This is a genomic window from Variovorax sp. 01N425 (assembly GCF_056399465.1).
In genome coordinates this window covers 152,401-169,652 of sequence record NZ_JBFTRJ010000013.1, presented here as the reverse complement: position 1 = coordinate 169,652, position 17,252 = coordinate 152,401, and the positions used below count along the sequence as shown (strand labels likewise).

Here is a 17,252-nt window from a genome sequence, read left to right as displayed (position 1 = left end):
CGCGGCGTCGCTCACTTGCGGTGGCTCAACGCATTGCTGACCAGCCGCGAGGTGATGTCCACGATCTGGATCATTCGCTCGTACGGCATGCGGGTGGGGCCGATCACGCCCAGCGTGCCCACCACCTGCCCGTCGACTTCATAGTTGGCGCTGACGATGGAAAGCTCCTCGATCGGCACCACCTGGCTTTCGCCGCCGATGAAGATGCGCACGCCCTCTGCCTTGCTCGACACGTCGAGCAGCCGCATCAGCTGCGCCTTCTGCTCGAACAGCTCGAAGGCACGGCGCAGCTGCCCCATGTCGCTCGAAAAATCGGTGACGGAAAGCAGGTTGCGCTCGCCGGAGATCACCACGTCGTCTTCCTGCGCCTCGGTGAGCACCTCGGAGCTGACCTTGACCGCCGCCTGCATCAGCGCGGCAATTTCGCCGCGCAGTTTTTCGACCTCGGACTGCAGGCGGTCGCGCACCTGCTCGATGGTCAGGCCCGCGTAGTGGGCATTGATGTAGTTCGATGCTTCCACCAGCTGCGACTGCGTGTAATCGGCTTCCGGAAAGATCACGCGGTTCTGCACGTCGCCGTCGGGCGAGACGATGATCACCAGCAGCCGCCGGTCCGAGAGCCGCAGGAACTCGATCTGCTTGAAGACCGAGGCGCGCCGCGGCGTCATGACCACGCCGACGAACTGCGACAGGTTGGACAGCAGGTTGGCCGCGTTGGCAATCACCTTCTGCGGCTGGTCAGGGGGCAGGTGGCTCGGCGCGTTCATGTGCTCGCGCTGGGCGGTGAGCATGGTGTCGACGAACAGCCGGTAGCCGCGCGCGGTGGGAATGCGTCCGGCCGAGGTGTGTGGGCTGGTGATCAGCCCCAAACCCTCGAGGTCGGACATGACGTTTCGGATGGTCGCGGGAGACAGGTCAAGGCCCGGGGCGCGCGACAAAGTCCGCGACCCGACCGGTTGGCCTTCGGCGATATAACGCTCGACCAGCGTCTTGAGGAGCAACTTGGCACGGTCGTCCAGCATTGCAAGATTTTAGTGTTGTAATTTGTAGATGACTTCCCGCTTTCGTCACGTCGCGCTGATCGGCAAATACCAGGCTTCAGGCGCCCGGGCGCAGGCCGATGCCCGCGACGGCGTGATGGAAGATATCGGCGCCTTCCTGGAATCGCAAGGGTGCGAGGTGTTCGTCGAAAAATCGGCGGCCGAGGAGGCCGATGCGGACGCCAGCGTCGGCGGCCGTTACCAGCCGCTCCGCGTCGAGGAAATCGGCCAGCGCTGCGATCTGGGCCTGGTGGTGGGTGGCGACGGAACCATGCTGGGCATCGGCCGGCAACTCGCCTGCTACGGGATTCCGCTGATCGGCATCAACCGCGGCCGGCTCGGTTTCATCACCGACATTCCGCTGGACAACTACCAGGCCACGCTGATTCCCATGCTGGCCGGCGAATACGAGGAAGACCACCGCAGCCTCATGCATGCGCAGGTCATGCGCGACGGCGCCTCGGTCTTCGATGCGCTGGCAATGAACGACGTGGTGGTCAATCGCGGCGCCACCTCGGGCATGGTCGAGCTGCGCGTTTCGGTGGGCCGGCATTTCGTGGCCAACCAGCGCGCCGACGGCCTGATCATCGCTTCGCCCACGGGTTCGACGGCCTATGCGCTCTCGGCCGGCGGGCCGCTGCTGCATCCGGCGGTGCCGGGCTGGGTGCTGGTGCCCATTGCACCGCACACGCTGTCGAACCGCCCCGTGCTGCTGCCCGATGCCGACGAGATCGTGATCGAACTGGTGGCGGGGCGCGACGCCAGCGCCAATTTCGACATGCAGTCGCTGGCCTCGCTCGCGATCGGCGATCGCGTGGTGGTGCGCCGCTCCGACTTCCGCGTGCGCTTCCTGCACCCGCGCGGCTGGAGCTATTTCGACACGCTGCGCAAGAAACTTCACTGGAACGAAGGGGGCTCCTGAAATGGCGCTGCGACGCATCGCATTGCGCGACTTCGTGATCGTGCGATCACTCGAACTCGACCTGTCGGCAGGCTTCACGGTATTGACCGGCGAGACCGGCGCGGGCAAGTCGATACTGATCGATGCGCTCCAGCTGGCGCTCGGCAACCGGGCCGACGCGGGCGCGGTGCGCGAAGGCGCCGAACGGCTCGACGTCAGCGCCGAATTCGACGCCGACCCGGCACTCGCGGCCTGGCTCGACGAGGGCGGCTTCGAAAACGGCGACGCCCTGCTGCTGCGCCGCACCGTCGACCTGCAGGGCCGCAGCCGCGGCTGGATCAACGGCAGCCCGGCCACCGCCACCCAGCTGCGCGAACTCGGCGACCGCCTGCTCGACATCCACGGCCAGCATGCGTGGCAGAGCCTCACGCGCCCCGAGGCCGTGCGCGGCCTGCTCGACGCCTACGCCGGCGTGCGCACCGATGCGCTGGACGCGGCCTGGCAGCACTGGCGCCAAGCGCTTTCCGCGCTCGACCATGCGCGCTCGGCGCAAGACTCGCTGCTGCGCGAACGCGAGCGGCTGCAGTGGCAGATCGCCGAAGTCATGAAGCTGGCGCCGGCCGAAGGCGAGTGGGAAGAGCTTTCGACCCAGCACGCGCGAGTCTCCAATGCGCAGGCACTCATCGATGCGGCGCAGGGCGCGAGCCAGGCGCTCGAAGACGACGACAGCGGCGCGCTCGCCGCCCTGTCGCGCGCCGTCACCCTGCTGCAGAACTGCGAGCACATCGAGCCCGAATTCCGCGCCCTCGGCGAAGTGCTGGCCTCCAGTGTCGCCCAGGCTTCCGATGCCGCCCACACGCTGCACGGCTACCTGCGCGACGCCGAGGCCGATCCGCAGCGGCTGGCCGAACTCGACGAGCGCATGGGGCTGTGGATGTCGCTCGCGCGCCGCTACAAGCGCACGCCGGACGACCTGCCGGCGCTCTTGGCCGGCTGGCAGGCCGAGCTGCAGGCGCTCGATGCGCAGAGCGATCTCGCAGGCCTGGAGCGCGCCGAACAAGGCGCGCAGCAGGCCTACATGAAGGAAGCCAAGGCGCTCGCCAAGGCGCGTAAGCTGGCCGCCCCGCGGCTGGCCGAGGCGGTCACGCAGGCGATGCAGGGGCTCGGCATGCAGGGCGGGCGCTTCGAGGTCGAGCTGCTGCCGCTGGCGCAGCCGGGCCGCGCGGGTCTCGAAGACGTCGCCTTTCTCGTGAGCGGCCATCCCGGAAGCACGCCGCGCCCCATCGGCAAGGTGGCTTCGGGCGGCGAGCTCTCGCGCATCGCACTGGCCATTGCGGTCACCACCAGCCAGCTCGGCGCCGCGCAGACGCTGATCTTCGACGAGGTCGATGCCGGCGTCGGCGGGGCCGTGGCCGAGACCGTGGGCCGGCTCATGAAGCAGCTCGGGCGCGATCGCCAGGTGCTGGCGGTCACCCACCTGCCGCAGGTCGCGGCCTGCGCCGACCACCACCTGGTGGTGGCCAAGCGCCAGACGGCGGCAGCCGGCCAGGACGGCCCGCGCACCGAAAGCGGCGTCTCGCGGCTCGACGACGACACCCGCGCCCGCGAAATCGCCCGCATGCTCGGCGGCGAGAAGCTTTCGCAGACTTCGCTGGCGCACGCCCGCGAAATGCTGGGCCACAAGACTTCGGCGGCGCTGTGATGGACCTCGACCTGGTGCTCATCACCGGCATGTCGGGTTCGGGCAAGTCGGTGGCGCTGCATGCGCTGGAAGACGCCGGCTACTACTGCGTCGACAACCTGCCGCCCGAACTGCTGACGGCCTTCATCGCGCTGCAGCACGAGCAGCAGGCCACGCGCGTGGCCATTGCGATGGACGTGCGCAGCGGCGTGTCGCTGCCAATCGTTCCGCAGCAGCTCGAAGCCCTGCGGCAGGACGGCGTTTCGCTGCGCTCGCTTTTCCTCGACGCGACCACCGACGCACTGCTGCGGCGCTATTCGGAAACCCGCCGGCGCCATCCGCTGTCGCGCCAGGAGGGCCGCAACGACGTGCCCGAACAGGAGCGCGTGCTGGTGCAGGCCATCGAGCTCGAGCGCGAGCTGCTGGCCGACCTGCGCGACGGCGCCGACGTGATCGACACCAGCCTCATTCGGCCGGCCCAGCTGCAGAGCTACATCAAGGCGCTGATCTCGGCGCCGCAGAGCAGCGCATTGACGCTGGTGTTCGAGTCCTTCGCCTTCAAGCGCGGCGTGCCGCTGGATGCCGACTACGTGTTCGATGTGCGCATGCTGCCCAATCCGCACTACGTGCCCGCGCTGCGGCCGCTCACGGGCCGCGATGCGCCGGTGGTCGAATGGCTGCGCGAGCACGACGACGTTGCGCGCATGTACGACGACATCGAGCAGTTCCTCTCGCGCTGGCTCGACGCGCTGGCGCGGGACCATCGCAGCTACGTGACCGTGGCCATCGGCTGCACGGGCGGCCAGCACCGCTCGGTGTTCCTGGTCGAGCAGCTCGCGCGCGCGTTCGGAACGCGCTGGGTCGCGCTCAAGCGGCACCGCGAGCTCGACGCAGGCTGAGTTCGCTCCGTCCGGCTAACCCGCGCTGCTCTCGAGCAGCTTGCGCATCGGCGCCGGCAATCCCAGCCGACCCCACTCCTGCGCATCCACCCAGCGCGCCGCATCGCCTTGCGGCTGGCTGCCCTGCAGCAGCACCGGGTGCAGGTGCAGGTCCTTGTGGGTCAGCACATGCACGAAAGGCGGCAGGTCCTGCACGCCCGCCAGCGCCGCCGGCGGCAGCGCGGCCAGCAACTCTTCTCGGCTATCGAACACGGGCAGGCAGTAGAGCCCGGCCCAGATGCCCTTGGCCGGCCGCTTCTCGAGCCAGACGCGGCCTTGCGCATCGCGCGCGAGCAGCGCCCAGAGCGACTGGGCGCTGCGCTTGAGCTTGCGCGTCTTGATCGGATAGCGCTCGGGCTGGCCCTCGCGCAGCCCCACGCATGTCTTGTTCAGCGGACAGATCATGCAGCTCGGCTTGCGCGGCAGGCAGACCGTGGCGCCCAGGTCCATCACGCCTTGCGTGTAGCTCGCGATCGCTTCCTTCTGCTCGGCCGGCGGCAGCAGCTGGGTGGCCTGGTCCCACAGTGCGCGTTCCTGCGCCGACGAAGACATGTCGCCGCCAAATCCGAGCACGCGCGTCAGCACGCGCTTGACGTTGCCGTCGAGAATCGCGACCCGCTCTCCGAAGCAGAAGGCCGCGATCGCCGCCGAGGTGGAGCGGCCGATGCCGGGCAGGGTCTCGAGCTCGGCGGCCGTGCGCGGAAACTCGCCGCCGAAGCGCGCCACCACCTCCTGCGCGCAGCGGTGCATGTTGCGGGCGCGGCTGTAGTAGCCCAGGCCGCTCCAGAGCCCGAAGACCTCGTCCTCGGTGCCGTCGGCCAGCGCCCGCACGGTCGGAAAGCGTTCGAGAAAGCGCGCGAAGTACCCGAGCACGGTCGAGACCTGGGTCTGTTGGAGCATGACTTCCGACAGCCACACGCGGTACGGATCCCGCGTGTTCTGCCACGGCAGCGCGCTGCGCCCGTGGCTGCGCTGCCAGGCCACGACGCGCTCGGCAAAATCGGCCGGCGCCTGCGGCTGCACGGCCGCAGTCGGCACCGGACGATCAGGCCGCCGCACGCAGCTCGCCGACGGCGGCAGCGGCTGCCGGCCTTCCCTGTTGCGCGATGGCCGAGGTGAATTCATGGAGCCGAAGATGCAGCTCGGCCAGGCTGCTTTCCTGCTGGGCCAGCTCGAGCAGGCGTTCGTCGAGGTTGCCTGCCGCATTCTGGATGCGCTCGATCGCCTCGATGCGCTTGCTGAAATTGCGGCGCCGCTCCTTGAGCTGCGCATCGATCTGGGCGCTGGCACCCTTGCTCCAGCGTTCGACCTCGGTCATGGCCGCTTCGTTGACCAGCCGCAGGCGGCTTGCGAGCGCGCGCACCAGCTTGTCGCAGAAGTCCGCCTGCGCGAGCTTCAGCAGGTTGCCCACGCCCAGGTAGTGGATGTGGCTGCGCTCGATCTGGCTGAGCTCCTGCTCGAAGCTCGTCAGGTCGGGCTCGGCGGGCGCCTGAAGCGTGAAGCCCTGCTCCGCGTTGAGCTGGCGGAAGGTGGCGTGCAGCATCGACTGGATCTCGGCCGTCGTGGCCTGCACTTCACGCAGGTTGTTGCGCAGCGAGTCGAAGGTCTCGCCGTACACCTTGCGCACGTTGAACTTGACGCCCGGGCGCTTGAGCGCGGCCGAAAGCCGCACCATGTCTTCCTTGAGCGCGGTGCGGCCGAGCACGGCATACACCTCGCGCAGCAGCTTGCCCTGCACCGAACGCAGCGCGAGGATGCGCGTGTTGCTGCCCTCGAACTCGGTCTGTTCCTGGTCGATGCGCGCGCGCATGTGCCGAATGACCGACACGTTCTTGCCGCGCAATCCCTGCAGCTCGAGCGCCTGCTCCGACAGGTCGCGCTGGCGCACTTTCAGGATGCGCTCGGCCTCGGTGCGCAACGCGACCATGCCGGCGTCCACCGCGAGCCGCAGCATGGTTTCGCGCTTGCCGAGCACGCCTTCGGCGAGCAGCGCCTCGAAAGCCGGCAGCCGGCTGGCGTCGAGCAGCCGCGCATCGCGCTGGATCTTTGCCTGCAGGCCCTTCTGCGCCGACACCGGCAGCACCTGCACCAGCGGCACCTCGAGGAACTTGGCCGCAACCTCGCGCTGGCGTTCGATCTGGAGCTCGATCTGCGCGGGCGTGCTCAGCGAGTCCCACATGGTGTCGATCTTGTTGAGCACCACGAAGCGCGTGTCGCTGCCTTCGCTTTCGGTGACCAGGTGCTCGCGCCAGATCGACAGATCTGAACGCGTCACGCCCGTTTCTGCGCCCAGGATGAAGACCACGGCATGCGCCTGCGGGATCAGGCTCACCGTGAGCTCGGGCTCGGCGCCGATGGCGTTCAGGCCCGGGGTATCGAGGATCACCAGCCCCTGCTCCAGCAGCGGATGCGGCATGTTCAGGATGGCATGGCGCCAGCGCGGAATCTCGACCCGGCCTTCGGCGTCCTGCACGGGGTTGTCGTCGGGCGTCTCCTCGTTCCAGAAGCCCAGCGCGTGCGCCTCGTCCTTGCTGACCCAGCGCACTTCGGCCACCTTGCTCATGGCCTGCGCCAGCTGGTCGGCATCGGCCACGTCGATCGCAATTTCGGTCCAGCGCCCGGCCTTTTCGCGCCAGTGCGTGAGCGAATGGGGTTCCAGGCGGGTCTCGATCGGCAGCAGCCGCAGCTTCGGCGACAGCGCGGCGTCGTAGCCCAGCTCGGTCGGGCACATCGTGGTGCGCCCGGCGCTGGCCGGCATGATGCGCCGACCGTAGGCCGCGAAGAAGATCGCGTTGATGAGCTCCGACTTGCCGCGCGAGAACTCCGCCACGAAGGCCACCATGACCTTGCTGGTGCGGATCTGCAGCTCGAGGCCGCGCAGGCGCTCGGCCACCGCCTGGTCGAGCAGCTCGTTCTCGGTCAGCCAGCGGGACAGCCACTGCAGGCGGTGCGCGAAATTGCTCCGCCAGGCACCGTGCTGATCGAGTTGTTGATTGAAAGAGCGGCTCAAGGGGAATATGTAAGAAAGAACTTACAAATATAGCATTGCAAACTGGGAAGCAGGCGATTGCAGGATATGCCAACCCGGCGGCTAAGACACTATTTTTGACAATTCGGGCAATAGTAAGTGGAACGCTGCCCTTGGCGCAGCAGCCGGATCGGCGTTGCGCAGACCCGACAGGGCTCGCCGGCCCGGCCGTAGACCGTGGCTTCGAGCTGGAAATAGCCGCTCTGCCCCTCCACGTTGGAAAAGTCGCGCAGCGTGCTGCCGCCCTTCTCGACCGCCCTGGCCAGGATTTCGCGCACGGCCGCATGGAGCCGGGCTGCCCTCGGCCGGCTGATGCGCGCAGCCGAAAGCGTGGGCCGGATGCCGGCCAGGAACAAGGCCTCCGACGCATAGATGTTTCCAACGCCCACCACCACATCACCCGCGAGCAGCACCTGCTTCACCGCCGCCTTGCGCTTGCGAAGGCCGGCGTGGAACGCGTCCAGGTCGAAAGCATCGCCCAGCGGCTCCATGCCGAGGCCGCCGAGCAGCTTGATGGCCCAGGGCGCCGCCTCGTCCTCCACGTAGACCACGGCGCCGAAGCGGCGCGGATCGTTCAGCCGCAGCGTGCCGAGTTCGGTCACCAGATCGAAGTGGTCGTGAACGCCCGGCGCAGGCAGCGCCGCATCGAAGCGCAGGCTGCCCGACATGCCCAGGTGCAGCAGCAGGAGGCCGCGGTCCAGGTCGATCAGCAGGTACTTTCCGCGCCGGCGCACCTGCAGCACGCGGCGCCCGACCAGCGCCTCGGGCATCACCATGAGTGCCCAGCGCAAGGGTTTGCCGATGCGGACCGCATCGATGCGTGCACCGGCAATGCGCTCGGCAAAACCGCGCCGCGTCACTTCGACTTCGGGAAGCTCAGGCATGAAATAAAAACTCCGGGCTGCGACGAAGCCCCACGCGGTGCTCGCTCAAAAGCTTGGATTATTATGGTTCGATGATTCCATCGCTCCGCCGACACCGCCTTGCGGCGGCCGCGTCCTTCGTCGTGTTGCTGGCTTGCGCCGCGCATGCGCAAAGCTCCGATCCCGCCGCGCCCAGGAGCCCGGCACCCATCATCGAACGGCCGGCACCCTCCCGCCCCGGCACCAAGCCGGCGCCGGCCGCTGCCGCAGCCGCCGCGAAGCCGGCCGGCGACCCCGAGGCCCAGCGCTCCGCACTGACGGCCGAGCTGTTCTACGAAATCCTGATGGGCGAGATGACCGCGCGCTCCGGCGATCCCGGGTCGGGCTACGCGCTGGTGCTCGATGCAGCCCGGCGGCTGCGCGATGGCAAGCTGTTCCAGCGCGCGGTCGAGATCGCGCTGCAGTCGCGCTCCGGCGACGCGGCGCTCGCAGCCTCGCGCGCATGGCAGGAAACGCTGCCCAACTCGCGTGATGCACGGCGCATCGAGCTGCAGATACTGATCGCGCTCAACCGCATCGGCGAAACGGTGGAGCCGCTGCGGGCCGAGATCGCGGCCACGCCGCAGATCGAGAAGCCGCTGCTGATGGCGGTGATCGCGCGCAACTACTCGCGCGCCTCAGACAAGAAGCAGGCCGCCTCGGTGGTCGAGCAGGCGCTGGCCGACGAACTCAAGAGCCCGGCCACCGGTGCGCTGGCCTGGGCCACCATCGGCCGCATGCGCCTGAATGCCGGCGACACCTCGGGCGCACTGGACGCCGCGTTCAAGGGCCAGCAGATGGACCCCGCCTCCGATGCTCCGGCCGCACTTGCGCTCGAGATGATCGACCCCGGCCAGCCGCTCGCGGAGCCGATCGTCACGCGCTACCTGGCCAACAACCCGAAGGCGCCGCCCGACCTGCGCATCGCCTACGCGCGCGTGCTGGTCGAGAACCGCCGCTATGCGGATTCCACCGCGCAGCTGCAGGCGCTCACCGCGGCCCGGCCCGAACTGGCCGAGCCCTGGCTGCTGCTCGGCAGCCTGCAGGCGCAGGCCCGGCAGGACGCGGCAGCCGAAACCTCGCTCAAGCGCTACATCGACTTGGCGGCCAACCAGAAGGACCCGGACGACCGCCAGCGCGGCACCACCCAGGCCTACCTCGTGCTCTCGCAGCTGGCGGAGCGCCGCAAGGACTTCACGGCCGCGGAGCGCTGGCTCGCACGCGTCGACGGCACCGACGAGCTCGTGGTCGCGCAGACGCGCCGCGCGGGCCTGCTGGCGCGCCAGGGCAAGCTGCCGCAGGCGCGCGAACTCGTGCGCGGCCTGCCCGAGCGTGCGCCCGAGGACAAGAAGCAGAAATTCCTCGCCGAAGTGCAGCTGCTGCGCGATGCCAAGCAGTACCAGGCGGCCTACGACATGCTGGCGCAGGCTTCTGCCGCCGCCCCGAACGACAGCGACCTGGTCTACGACCAGGCCATGGTGGCCGAAAAGCTCAACCGCCTCGACGAGATGGAGCGGCTGCTGCGCAGGCTGATCGAGCTCAAGCCCGAGAACCAGAACGCCTACAACGCGCTCGGCTACTCCTTTGCCGATCGCAAGATCCGCCTCGACGAGGCCCGCACGCTGATCCAGAAGGCCGTGCAGCTGGCGCCGGAAGACCCCTTCATCGCGGACAGCCTGGGCTGGGTGGAATTCCGGCTGGGCAACACGACCGAGGCCATCCGCATCCTCGAGACGGCCTACAAGACCCGGCCCGATCCGGAGATCGGCGCGCATTTCGGCGAGGTGCTCTGGGCCACCGGCCAGAAGGACCGCGCGGTCACGATCTGGAAGGAAGCCCTGCTGAGCGACGCCGAGAACGAGACCCTGCAGGAAACGCTCAAGCGCCTGCGGGTCAAGCCGTGAGCGTGCCCGCCCCCCGGCTGGCCGATGGCGGCCGCCGCGCCCTCCTGCTCGCGGGCGGGGCCGCGCTGCTCTCGATGGCCGGCTGCGCCCAGCTGGCGGGCGGCCCCTCCGCGCCCCGAAGCGCGGACAGCTGGAGCGGCCGCATGTCGCTGCGCATCGACAGCCAGCCGGTGCAGACCTTCTCGGCATTGTTCGAATTGCGCGGTTCTCCCGAAGCGGGCGAGCTCTCGCTCACCAGCCCGATCGGCAGCACCCTGGCCCAACTGCACTGGTCGCCCGGCCAGGCCCTGCTCAAGAACGGCAGCGAGGTGCGGCGCTTCGAATCTGTCGATGCCTTGATCGAGGCCGCCACCGGCGCGGCCATACCGGTCGGCGCGCTGTTCGGCTGGCTCGCGGGCCGCAACGAGCCCGTACCCGGCTGGCGGCCCGACCTCGCGCAGGTCGCGAACGGCCGACTGCAGGCCACCCGCGAGTCTCCCGGCCCCACGGCGGACCTGCGCATCGTGTTCGAGCGGTCATGAAGGCGATCTACGACCTTCCCGCACCGGCCAAGCTCAACCTCTTCCTGCACATCACCGGCCGGCGCGAAGACGGCTACCACCTGCTGCAGTCGGTCTTCATGCTGATCGACTGGTGCGACACGCTGCACGTCGAACTGCGCAGCGACGGCCAGCTCAGCCGCGAAGACCTCACGACCGAACTGCCGCCCGACGACCTCGTGCTGCGCGCGGCGCGGGCGCTGCAGGCGCATGCGGCGCCCGGCCAGGGCGCCCACATCGGCATCGCCAAGCAGGTGCCGGCGCAGGCCGGCATGGGCGGCGGCTCCTCGGACGCCGCCACCTGCCTCCTGGCGCTGAACCGCCTGTGGGGGCTGGACCTGCCGCTCTCGCGCCTGGCCGAGATCGGCGTGCAACTCGGCGCCGACGTGCCGTTCTTCCTGGGCGGGCGCAATGCCTGGGTCGAGGGAATCGGCGAGAAAATCAGGCCCGTGGACATCCCTTCCGCACGGTTCGTGGTGGCCAAGCCACCCCAGGGACTCGACACCAAGCTAATTTTTTCTGCGCCCGACCTTCAACGCGCCACTCCTGTTGCTATAATCTCGGGCTTTGCTGCAGATAGCGAACAGCTTGAAGCCCCAAACCCCGAAAGCAGCGCTTTCAAGGTTTTCGACTTCGGCCACAACGACCTGCAGCCGGTTGCCCAGCGGCTTTGCCCCGCGGTCACCGACGCCATCGAATGGCTCGGCGCCCAAGGATTGAAAGCCCGGATGACCGGCTCCGGAAGTTCGGTTTTCGCGAAAATGCCGCAAGGGCCGCAGGAAGCGGAACTGGCAAAAGCCCCACCGGGCTGGCAGGTTCGCCAATGCAGCAACCTGGCCGTTCATCCACTTTGGGGATGGGCGACCTGAAGATAATCGGATCGTCATGGGTCCGATGCGACATATCGGTTTGTGGCGAAAGCCATCGACCCGTGTAGGGGAGTCGCCAAGCTGGTTAAGGCACTGGATTTTGATTCCAGCATGCAAAGGTTCGAATCCTTTCTCCCCTGCCAAATTTTCAAACTGCGGCCCACCGGCCGCAGTGCTTCTTTTGCAGCATGCCCGCTGCAATAATCGACAGCCCTCGGGCTGCCACGACTCGAACTCTTTGGCGGCTTCCTAAAAGCCAATTCGCACTGCCGGGACGCGCTCATGCAGGCTAATCACCCTGATTTCATGGTTTTCACCGGCAATGCCAATCCTGGCCTTGCCGCAGAAATCGCGCAGAACCTCGGGACCTCGCTGGGTGCCGCGCGCGTTGGACGCTTCTCCGACGGCGAAGTCACCGTCGAGATCAACCAGAACGTCCGGGCGCGCGATGTGTTCGTGGTGCAGTCGACCTGCGCACCGACCAACGAGAACCTGATGGAACTGCTGATCATGGTCGACGCGCTCAAGCGCGCCTCGGCCGAGCGGATCAGCGCGGTGATTCCCTACTACGGCTATGCCCGCCAGGACCGCCGCCCGCGTTCGAGCCGCGTGCCGATCTCGGCCAAGGTGGTGGCCAACCTGCTCGAAACCGTGGGCGTCGAGCGCGTGCTCACGATGGACCTGCACGCCGACCAGATCCAGGGCTTCTTCGACATTCCGGTCGACAACATCTATGCGTCGCCGGTGCTGCTGGGCGACCTGCGCCAGAAGAACTACGAAGACCTGATCGTGGTCTCGCCCGACGTCGGCGGCGTGGTGCGCGCCCGCGCACTGGCCAAGCAGCTGAACTGCGACCTCGCCATCATCGACAAGCGCCGCCCCAAGGCCAACGTGAGCGAGGTCATGAACGTGATCGGCGAAATCGACGGCCGCAACTGCGTGATCATGGACGACATGATCGACACCGCCGGCACGCTGGTGAAGGCGGCCGAAGTGCTCAAGGAGCGCGGTGCGAAAAGCGTCTACGCCTATTGCACGCACCCGATCTTCTCGGGCCCGGCCATCGAGCGCATCACCCACTCCGCGCTCGACGAAGTGGTCGTGACCAACACCATTCCCCTTTCCGACGGCGCCCTGGCGTGCGGAAAGGTCCGACAGCTCTCCGTGGCACCGCTGATCGCCGAAACGATCCAGCGCATTGCCAAGGGCGAGTCGGTGATGAGTTTGTTCTCGGACCAGGACAACCTGTTCTGATCTGGGCAAAAAGCGGGCGCCACCTTCCTTTTCTGGAATGGCGCCCTTGTTGAACCGGAGTCGCACTGGTCGCGGTGGACTCTCACAGGAGTTGTTATGAAATTCGTCGCTTTTGAGCGCGCCAAGCAGGGCACGGGTGCGAGCCGCCGTCTCCGCATCTCGGGCAAGACGCCCGGTATCGTCTACGGTGGTGAAGGCAAGCCCCAGCTGATCGAGCTCGATCACAATGCGCTGTGGCACGCCCTCAAGAAGGAAGCCTTCCACTCGTCGATCCTCGAAATGGAACTCGGCGGCGCCACCAGCAAGGTGCTGCTGCGCGACGTGCAGTACCACCCGTTCCGCCAGCTGGTGCAGCACATCGACTTCCAGCGCGTGGACGCCAAGACCCGCATGCACATGAAGGTGCCGCTTCACTACAAGGGTGAAGAAGAGTCCGACGCCGTCAAGCTCGACCACAACCTCGTGACGCACGTCATGACCGAACTCGAAGTCAGCTGCCTGCCGGCCGACCTCCCCGAGTTCATCGAAGTGGACCTCTCGGGCCTCAAGAAGAACGCCACGCTGCACGTCAACGACATCAAGCTGCCCAAGGGCGTGAAGTTCGTGAGCCACGGCAAGCTGAACCCGGTCATCGTGTCGGCCGTGCCGCCGCTGGTCTCCGAAGAGCCGGCACCCGCCGCCGAAGGCGCAGCACCTGCCGAAGGCGCAGCAGCAGCAGCAGCCGGTGGCAAGCCTGCCGCCAAGACGGCAAAGCCCGCCGCGAAGAAGTAATTTCCCTCGCTTCCCTGCAGAAGGCCCGCCGCGTGCGGGCCTTCTGCTTTTTGGGCGGCGAGATAATTCCCTCATGATCAAGCTGTTTGTCGGCCTCGGGAATCCGGGGCCTGAATACGAAGCCACCCGGCACAACGCCGGCTTCTGGTGGATCGACGCCCTGGCGCGCGACTGGAAGCTCAACCTCGTGCCCGAGCGCAGCTACCACGGCCTTGCGGCACGCACGAACATCGGCGGGCAGAGCGTCTGGCTGCTGGAGCCGCAGACCTTCATGAACCTGTCGGGCAAGTCGGTGGGCGCGCTCGCGCGCTTCTTCAAGATCGCGCCCGAGGAAATCCTCGTGGTGCACGACGAGCTCGACGTGGTGCCCGGCCAGGCCAAGCTCAAGTTCGGCGGCAGCCACGCGGGCCACAACGGCCTGCGCGACATCCATGCGCAACTGGGCACCGGCGACTACTGGCGCCTGCGCCTGGGCATCGGACACCCCGGCGTGAAGTCGGAGGTCATCAACTGGGTGCTCAAGAAGCCGCTCAAGGAGCAGCGCGAAGCCATCGAGGACGCCATCGTGCGCACGCTGCACGCGGCGCCCGCGCTGGTGGCGGGCGAAATGGAAAAGGCCACCTTGATCATCCACACGAGCAAACCGCCCCGGCCCAAACCGCCGCGGCGGGAGCCCGGCGACGGAGGCACGCCCGCCACCGCCTAGTCAGCCGGCCAAAGAGAGAGCGCGGGAAAGAAGAGAAAAGGGAGAGAAAAAGAAATGAAAAATAGAACCAGGACCAGGAAAGCAATGGGTGCCGCCTTGCTTCTGGCGGCCTGCGGCACTTTCTGGATGCCCGCCGCGGCACAGGGAAAGTCCGCGACCTACCGCTGCGGCAACACCTACACCGACCGCCCCTGCGAAGGCGGCAAGCAGCTCGCGCTGGACGACGCGCGCACCGAGGCGGACCGCCGCGCCGCAGAGGCCGCCACGCGCCGCGCCGAGCAGCGCGCCGACCAGCTCGAGCGCATCCGCCTGTCGCAGGAAAGGGAAGCCTACGAGCGCAGCCGCCGCTCGGCGCACGACGCCCGGCAGGCCGCCATGGCCGAACGCCGGCTCGCGGCTTCCGAACAGCTCGCGCGGGCACGCGCCCAAAAACTCGGCGCCGAACCCCGCAAGTCGAGCCCGCGCTTCAGCGGTGCGGCCGACGACGGGCCCGCCGCAGCGCAAGGCGGAAGCCGCAGGAAAAAGCGCAACGGTTCAAGCGCCGGCTGAGGGCGCAGGCGGCTCGGCAGCCGCGGCCTTTGCCTTGGCCGCGGCGAGCCGCTCGAACTTCTGCCAGAGCGTCTCGCGGCTTTCCACGTGAGCCGGGTTGATCGGGATGCACGCCACCGGGCACACCTGCACGCACTGCGGCTCGTCGAAGTGGCCGACGCATTCGGTGCACTTGTGCGGGTCGATCTCGTAGAACTCCGCGCCCATGTAGATCGCATCGTTCGGGCACTCGGGCTCGCAGACATCGCAGTTGATGCATTCGTCGGTGATCATGAGAGCCATGCCCCGATTATCGCGAACAAGGCACGGTTGTTGCACGAGTCGGGTTATGCTGCGCCCCGCCCCATGAGTCTGTTCATTTTCAAGCGCCTCGCCACGCTGATCGCCACGTTGATCGGCGCCTCGGTCATCGTCTTCCTCGTTCTCGAGATCCTGCCCGGCAATGCCGCGCAGATGCTCATGGGGCCCGACGCCGCGCCCGAGGCGGTGGCCGCGCTGGCCACCAAGCTCGGCCTCGACCAGCCGGCCTGGACGCGCTACTGGCACTGGATCGCGGGCCTTCTGACCGGCAACCTGGGCGACAGCTACGCCTACAGCTCGCCGGTGCTCGACCTCATCCTCGAACGGCTGGCGCTCACCGTGCCGCTCGCGCTGCTCGCGATGGCCTTCACCACGGTGCTCGCGCTGCTGGTGGGCGTGACCGCCGCCGCGCGCCACAACAAGCTCGGCGACGTGGGCCTGATGGGTCTCACCCAGGTGGGCATCGCCATTCCCAATTTCTGGTTCGCGATCCTGCTGATCCTGGTGTTCTCGGTGCAGCTGCAGTGGTTCTCGGCCGGCGGCTTCGAGGGCTGGGGCGAAGGCATCTTCGCGGGCCTCAAGTCGCTGCTGCTGCCGGCCCTGTCGCTGGCGGTGGTGCAGGCCGCGATCCTCGCGCGCATCACGCGCTCGGCGGTGCTCGAGGTGATGCGCGAAGACTTCGTGCGCACCGCGCGCGCCAAGGGCGTTTCGCAGCGCGCGGTGCTCTGGACCCATGTGCTGCGCAACGCGATGATCCCGGTGGTCACCGTGATGGGCATGCAGTTTTCCGAGCTGCTGGCCGGCACCATCGTGGTGGAGAACGTGTTCTACCTGCCGGGCCTGGGCCGGCTGATCTTCCAGGCCATCAGCAACCGCGACCTGATCGTGGTGCGCAATTGCGTGATGCTGCTCGCGGCCCTGGTGGTCATCGTGAACTTCGTGGTCGACGTGCTCTATGCCGTGATCGATCCGCGCATCAAGGCAAGCGACATATGAGCACCACCACCATTCCGAGCGCGGCCGCGCTCAAGGTGCCTGGGTTCTGGCGCCGCGCGCTCCGGCACCGCAGCTTCGTGCTCGGCGGCGTGCTGACGCTGCTCCTGCTGCTGGCCGCCGCCCTCTCGCTGGTGTGGACGCCCTGGTCGCCCTACGAGATGGACATGGCCAGCAAGCTCAAGCCGCCCTCGGGCGCGCACTGGCTGGGCACCGACACCTTCGGGCGCGACGTGGCCTCGCTGCTGCTGGTGGGGGCGCGCGCGTCCATCCTGGTGGGCGTGATCGCGGTGGGCATCGGCCTTGTCGTGGGCACCGCGCTGGGCCTGCTCGCCGCGGCGCGGCGCGGCTGGGTCGAGGAAGCGATCATGCGGCTCACCGATTTCTCGCTCGCGTTTCCGGCCATCCTGTCGGCCATCATGATGACGGCGGTGTTCGGCGCCGGCATCGTCAACGCGATCATCGCGATCGGCATCTACAACATCCCGACCTTTGCACGCATCACGCGCGCCTCGGCCAATGCCATCTGGTCGCGCGAATACGTGGCCGCCGCGCGGGCCTGCGGCAAGGGCTCGTTCGCCATCACGATGCAGCACGTGCTGCCCAACATCTCGGCCGTGCTGATCGTGCAGATCACGATCCGCTTCGCCATTGCCATCCTGGCCGAGGCCGCCCTTTCCTACCTTGGCCTGGGCACGCAGCCACCGCAGCCCTCGTGGGGCCGCATGCTGAGCGAGGCGCAGACCATGATGTTCCAGTCGCCGCTGCTCGCGGTGTTTCCGGGCATGGCCATTGCCATGGCGGTGCTCGGCCTCAACCTGCTCGGCGACGGGCTGCGCGACCTGCTCGACCCGCGCCTTGCGCGCGCCCGCTAAGC

The 17,252-nt window shown here is 67.8% G+C and carries 17 protein-coding genes and 1 tRNA gene; 13 read left to right on the top strand and 5 right to left on the bottom strand.

What is annotated here, in order from left to right; translation table 11 throughout:
- Positions 1 to 11: 11 nt before the first annotated feature.
- The gene (gene hrcA / locus AC1DSC_RS23190) at positions 12 to 1,022 is read right to left on the bottom strand and encodes a heat-inducible transcriptional repressor HrcA (protein WP_015867105.1); all 1,011 of its coding nucleotides are present in this window, start codon (positions 1,020 to 1,022) and stop codon (positions 12 to 14) included.
- 28 nt (positions 1,023 to 1,050) lie between these two features.
- Here hrcA and AC1DSC_RS23185 point away from each other — a divergent pair, with 28 nt between their 5' ends.
- From AC1DSC_RS23185 to rapZ, 3 genes are read left to right on the top strand one after another with little or no spacing between them, the layout of a single operon-like run.
- Entirely contained in the window at positions 1,051 to 1,962 is a 912-nt protein-coding gene (locus tag AC1DSC_RS23185; RefSeq protein WP_028256299.1) for an NAD kinase, read from the top strand.
- 1 nt (position 1,963) lies between these two features.
- Complete coding sequence (gene recN / locus AC1DSC_RS23180; RefSeq protein ID WP_028256298.1) at positions 1,964 to 3,643, top strand: DNA repair protein RecN; 1,680 nt, start codon at positions 1,964 to 1,966, stop codon at positions 3,641 to 3,643.
- A complete protein-coding gene (gene rapZ, locus AC1DSC_RS23175; protein WP_015867108.1) occupies positions 3,643 to 4,521 on the top strand; it encodes an RNase adapter RapZ in 879 nt (292 codons plus the stop codon). The genes recN and rapZ overlap by 1 nt, the downstream gene beginning before the upstream one ends.
- A gap of 15 nt (positions 4,522 to 4,536) precedes the next feature.
- Here rapZ and mutY read toward each other — a convergent pair whose 3' ends face one another.
- The 3 genes from mutY to mutM all read right to left on the bottom strand — a co-directional run bounded on the left by mutY (position 4,537) and on the right by mutM (position 8,472).
- Positions 4,537 to 5,598 (bottom strand): A/G-specific adenine glycosylase, encoded by a 1,062-nt coding sequence (gene mutY, locus AC1DSC_RS23170; RefSeq protein WP_028256297.1) that lies wholly within the window; start codon positions 5,596 to 5,598, stop codon positions 4,537 to 4,539.
- Positions 5,599 to 5,605: 7 nt separating this feature from the next.
- Complete coding sequence (locus tag AC1DSC_RS23165) at positions 5,606 to 7,570, bottom strand: dynamin family protein (RefSeq protein ID WP_028256296.1); 1,965 nt, start codon at positions 7,568 to 7,570, stop codon at positions 5,606 to 5,608.
- Between the two features lie 89 nt (positions 7,571 to 7,659).
- Positions 7,660 to 8,472: a bifunctional DNA-formamidopyrimidine glycosylase/DNA-(apurinic or apyrimidinic site) lyase gene (gene mutM / locus AC1DSC_RS23160; RefSeq protein WP_015867111.1), complete on the bottom strand. Its 813-nt coding sequence runs from the start codon at positions 8,470 to 8,472 to the stop codon at positions 7,660 to 7,662.
- 71 nt (positions 8,473 to 8,543) lie between these two features.
- On the opposite strand from mutM, the gene AC1DSC_RS23155 reads away from it, so the two are divergent.
- The 8 genes from AC1DSC_RS23155 (at position 8,544) to AC1DSC_RS23120 (ending at position 15,082) form a co-directional block, all read left to right on the top strand.
- Positions 8,544 to 10,394 carry a tetratricopeptide repeat protein gene (locus AC1DSC_RS23155; RefSeq protein ID WP_015867112.1) on the top strand — a complete coding sequence of 617 codons (1,851 nt, stop codon included), beginning with the start codon at positions 8,544 to 8,546 and terminating at the stop codon, positions 10,392 to 10,394.
- Positions 10,391 to 10,915: a lipoprotein insertase outer membrane protein LolB gene (locus AC1DSC_RS23150; RefSeq protein WP_015867113.1), complete on the top strand. Its 525-nt coding sequence runs from the start codon at positions 10,391 to 10,393 to the stop codon at positions 10,913 to 10,915. The genes AC1DSC_RS23155 and AC1DSC_RS23150 overlap by 4 nt, the downstream gene beginning before the upstream one ends.
- Positions 10,912 to 11,802, top strand: coding sequence for a 4-(cytidine 5'-diphospho)-2-C-methyl-D-erythritol kinase (gene ispE, locus AC1DSC_RS23145; protein WP_015867114.1), 891 nt, complete (start codon positions 10,912 to 10,914; stop codon positions 11,800 to 11,802). The genes AC1DSC_RS23150 and ispE overlap by 4 nt, the downstream gene beginning before the upstream one ends.
- A gap of 66 nt (positions 11,803 to 11,868) precedes the next feature.
- Positions 11,869 to 11,945: transfer RNA gene (locus AC1DSC_RS23140), tRNA-Gln, on the top strand.
- A gap of 139 nt (positions 11,946 to 12,084) precedes the next feature.
- Positions 12,085 to 13,056 (top strand): ribose-phosphate pyrophosphokinase, encoded by a 972-nt coding sequence (locus tag AC1DSC_RS23135; protein WP_015867115.1) that lies wholly within the window; start codon positions 12,085 to 12,087, stop codon positions 13,054 to 13,056.
- A 96-nt stretch (positions 13,057 to 13,152) separates the two neighbouring features.
- The gene (locus AC1DSC_RS23130; RefSeq protein ID WP_015867116.1) at positions 13,153 to 13,827 is read left to right on the top strand and encodes a 50S ribosomal protein L25/general stress protein Ctc; all 675 of its coding nucleotides are present in this window, start codon (positions 13,153 to 13,155) and stop codon (positions 13,825 to 13,827) included.
- Positions 13,828 to 13,900: 73 nt separating this feature from the next.
- A complete protein-coding gene (gene pth, locus AC1DSC_RS23125) occupies positions 13,901 to 14,533 on the top strand; it encodes an aminoacyl-tRNA hydrolase (RefSeq protein ID WP_015867117.1) in 633 nt (210 codons plus the stop codon).
- Between the two features lie 84 nt (positions 14,534 to 14,617).
- Positions 14,618 to 15,082 carry a hypothetical protein gene (locus tag AC1DSC_RS23120; protein WP_436287911.1) on the top strand — a complete coding sequence of 155 codons (465 nt, stop codon included), beginning with the start codon at positions 14,618 to 14,620 and terminating at the stop codon, positions 15,080 to 15,082.
- Here the strand turns inward: AC1DSC_RS23120 and AC1DSC_RS23115 are convergent.
- On the bottom strand, positions 15,068 to 15,364 hold the full coding sequence (locus AC1DSC_RS23115) for a YfhL family 4Fe-4S dicluster ferredoxin (RefSeq protein WP_028256292.1): 297 nt from the start codon (positions 15,362 to 15,364) through the stop codon (positions 15,068 to 15,070). The genes AC1DSC_RS23120 and AC1DSC_RS23115 overlap by 15 nt on opposite strands.
- A gap of 63 nt (positions 15,365 to 15,427) precedes the next feature.
- On the opposite strand from AC1DSC_RS23115, the gene AC1DSC_RS23110 reads away from it, so the two are divergent.
- Positions 15,428 to 16,378, top strand: a complete 951-nt coding sequence (locus AC1DSC_RS23110) for an ABC transporter permease (RefSeq protein ID WP_015867120.1) — start codon at positions 15,428 to 15,430, stop codon at positions 16,376 to 16,378.
- Positions 16,375 to 17,250: an ABC transporter permease gene (locus AC1DSC_RS23105; RefSeq protein ID WP_015867121.1), complete on the top strand. Its 876-nt coding sequence runs from the start codon at positions 16,375 to 16,377 to the stop codon at positions 17,248 to 17,250. The genes AC1DSC_RS23110 and AC1DSC_RS23105 overlap by 4 nt, the downstream gene beginning before the upstream one ends.
- Positions 17,251 to 17,252: the final 2 nt, after the last annotated feature.

Coding starts and splice junctions, on each gene's coding strand:
- hrcA (WP_015867105.1), bottom strand. CDS start 1,022: ATGCTGGACGACCGTGCCAAGTTGCTCCTCAAGACGCTGGTCGAGCGT.
- AC1DSC_RS23185 (WP_028256299.1), top strand. CDS start 1,051: ATGACTTCCCGCTTTCGTCACGTCGCGCTGATCGGCAAATACCAGGCT.
- recN (WP_028256298.1), top strand. CDS start 1,964: ATGGCGCTGCGACGCATCGCATTGCGCGACTTCGTGATCGTGCGATCA.
- rapZ (WP_015867108.1), top strand. CDS start 3,643: ATGGACCTCGACCTGGTGCTCATCACCGGCATGTCGGGTTCGGGCAAG.
- mutM (WP_015867111.1), bottom strand. CDS start 8,472: ATGCCTGAGCTTCCCGAAGTCGAAGTGACGCGGCGCGGTTTTGCCGAG.
- AC1DSC_RS23155 (WP_015867112.1), top strand. CDS start 8,544: ATGATTCCATCGCTCCGCCGACACCGCCTTGCGGCGGCCGCGTCCTTC.
- ispE (WP_015867114.1), top strand. CDS start 10,912: ATGAAGGCGATCTACGACCTTCCCGCACCGGCCAAGCTCAACCTCTTC.
- AC1DSC_RS23135 (WP_015867115.1), top strand. CDS start 12,085: ATGCAGGCTAATCACCCTGATTTCATGGTTTTCACCGGCAATGCCAAT.
- AC1DSC_RS23130 (WP_015867116.1), top strand. CDS start 13,153: ATGAAATTCGTCGCTTTTGAGCGCGCCAAGCAGGGCACGGGTGCGAGC.
- pth (WP_015867117.1), top strand. CDS start 13,901: ATGATCAAGCTGTTTGTCGGCCTCGGGAATCCGGGGCCTGAATACGAA.
- AC1DSC_RS23120 (WP_436287911.1), top strand. CDS start 14,618: ATGGGTGCCGCCTTGCTTCTGGCGGCCTGCGGCACTTTCTGGATGCCC.
- AC1DSC_RS23115 (WP_028256292.1), bottom strand. CDS start 15,364: ATGGCTCTCATGATCACCGACGAATGCATCAACTGCGATGTCTGCGAG.
- AC1DSC_RS23110 (WP_015867120.1), top strand. CDS start 15,428: ATGAGTCTGTTCATTTTCAAGCGCCTCGCCACGCTGATCGCCACGTTG.
- AC1DSC_RS23105 (WP_015867121.1), top strand. CDS start 16,375: ATGAGCACCACCACCATTCCGAGCGCGGCCGCGCTCAAGGTGCCTGGG.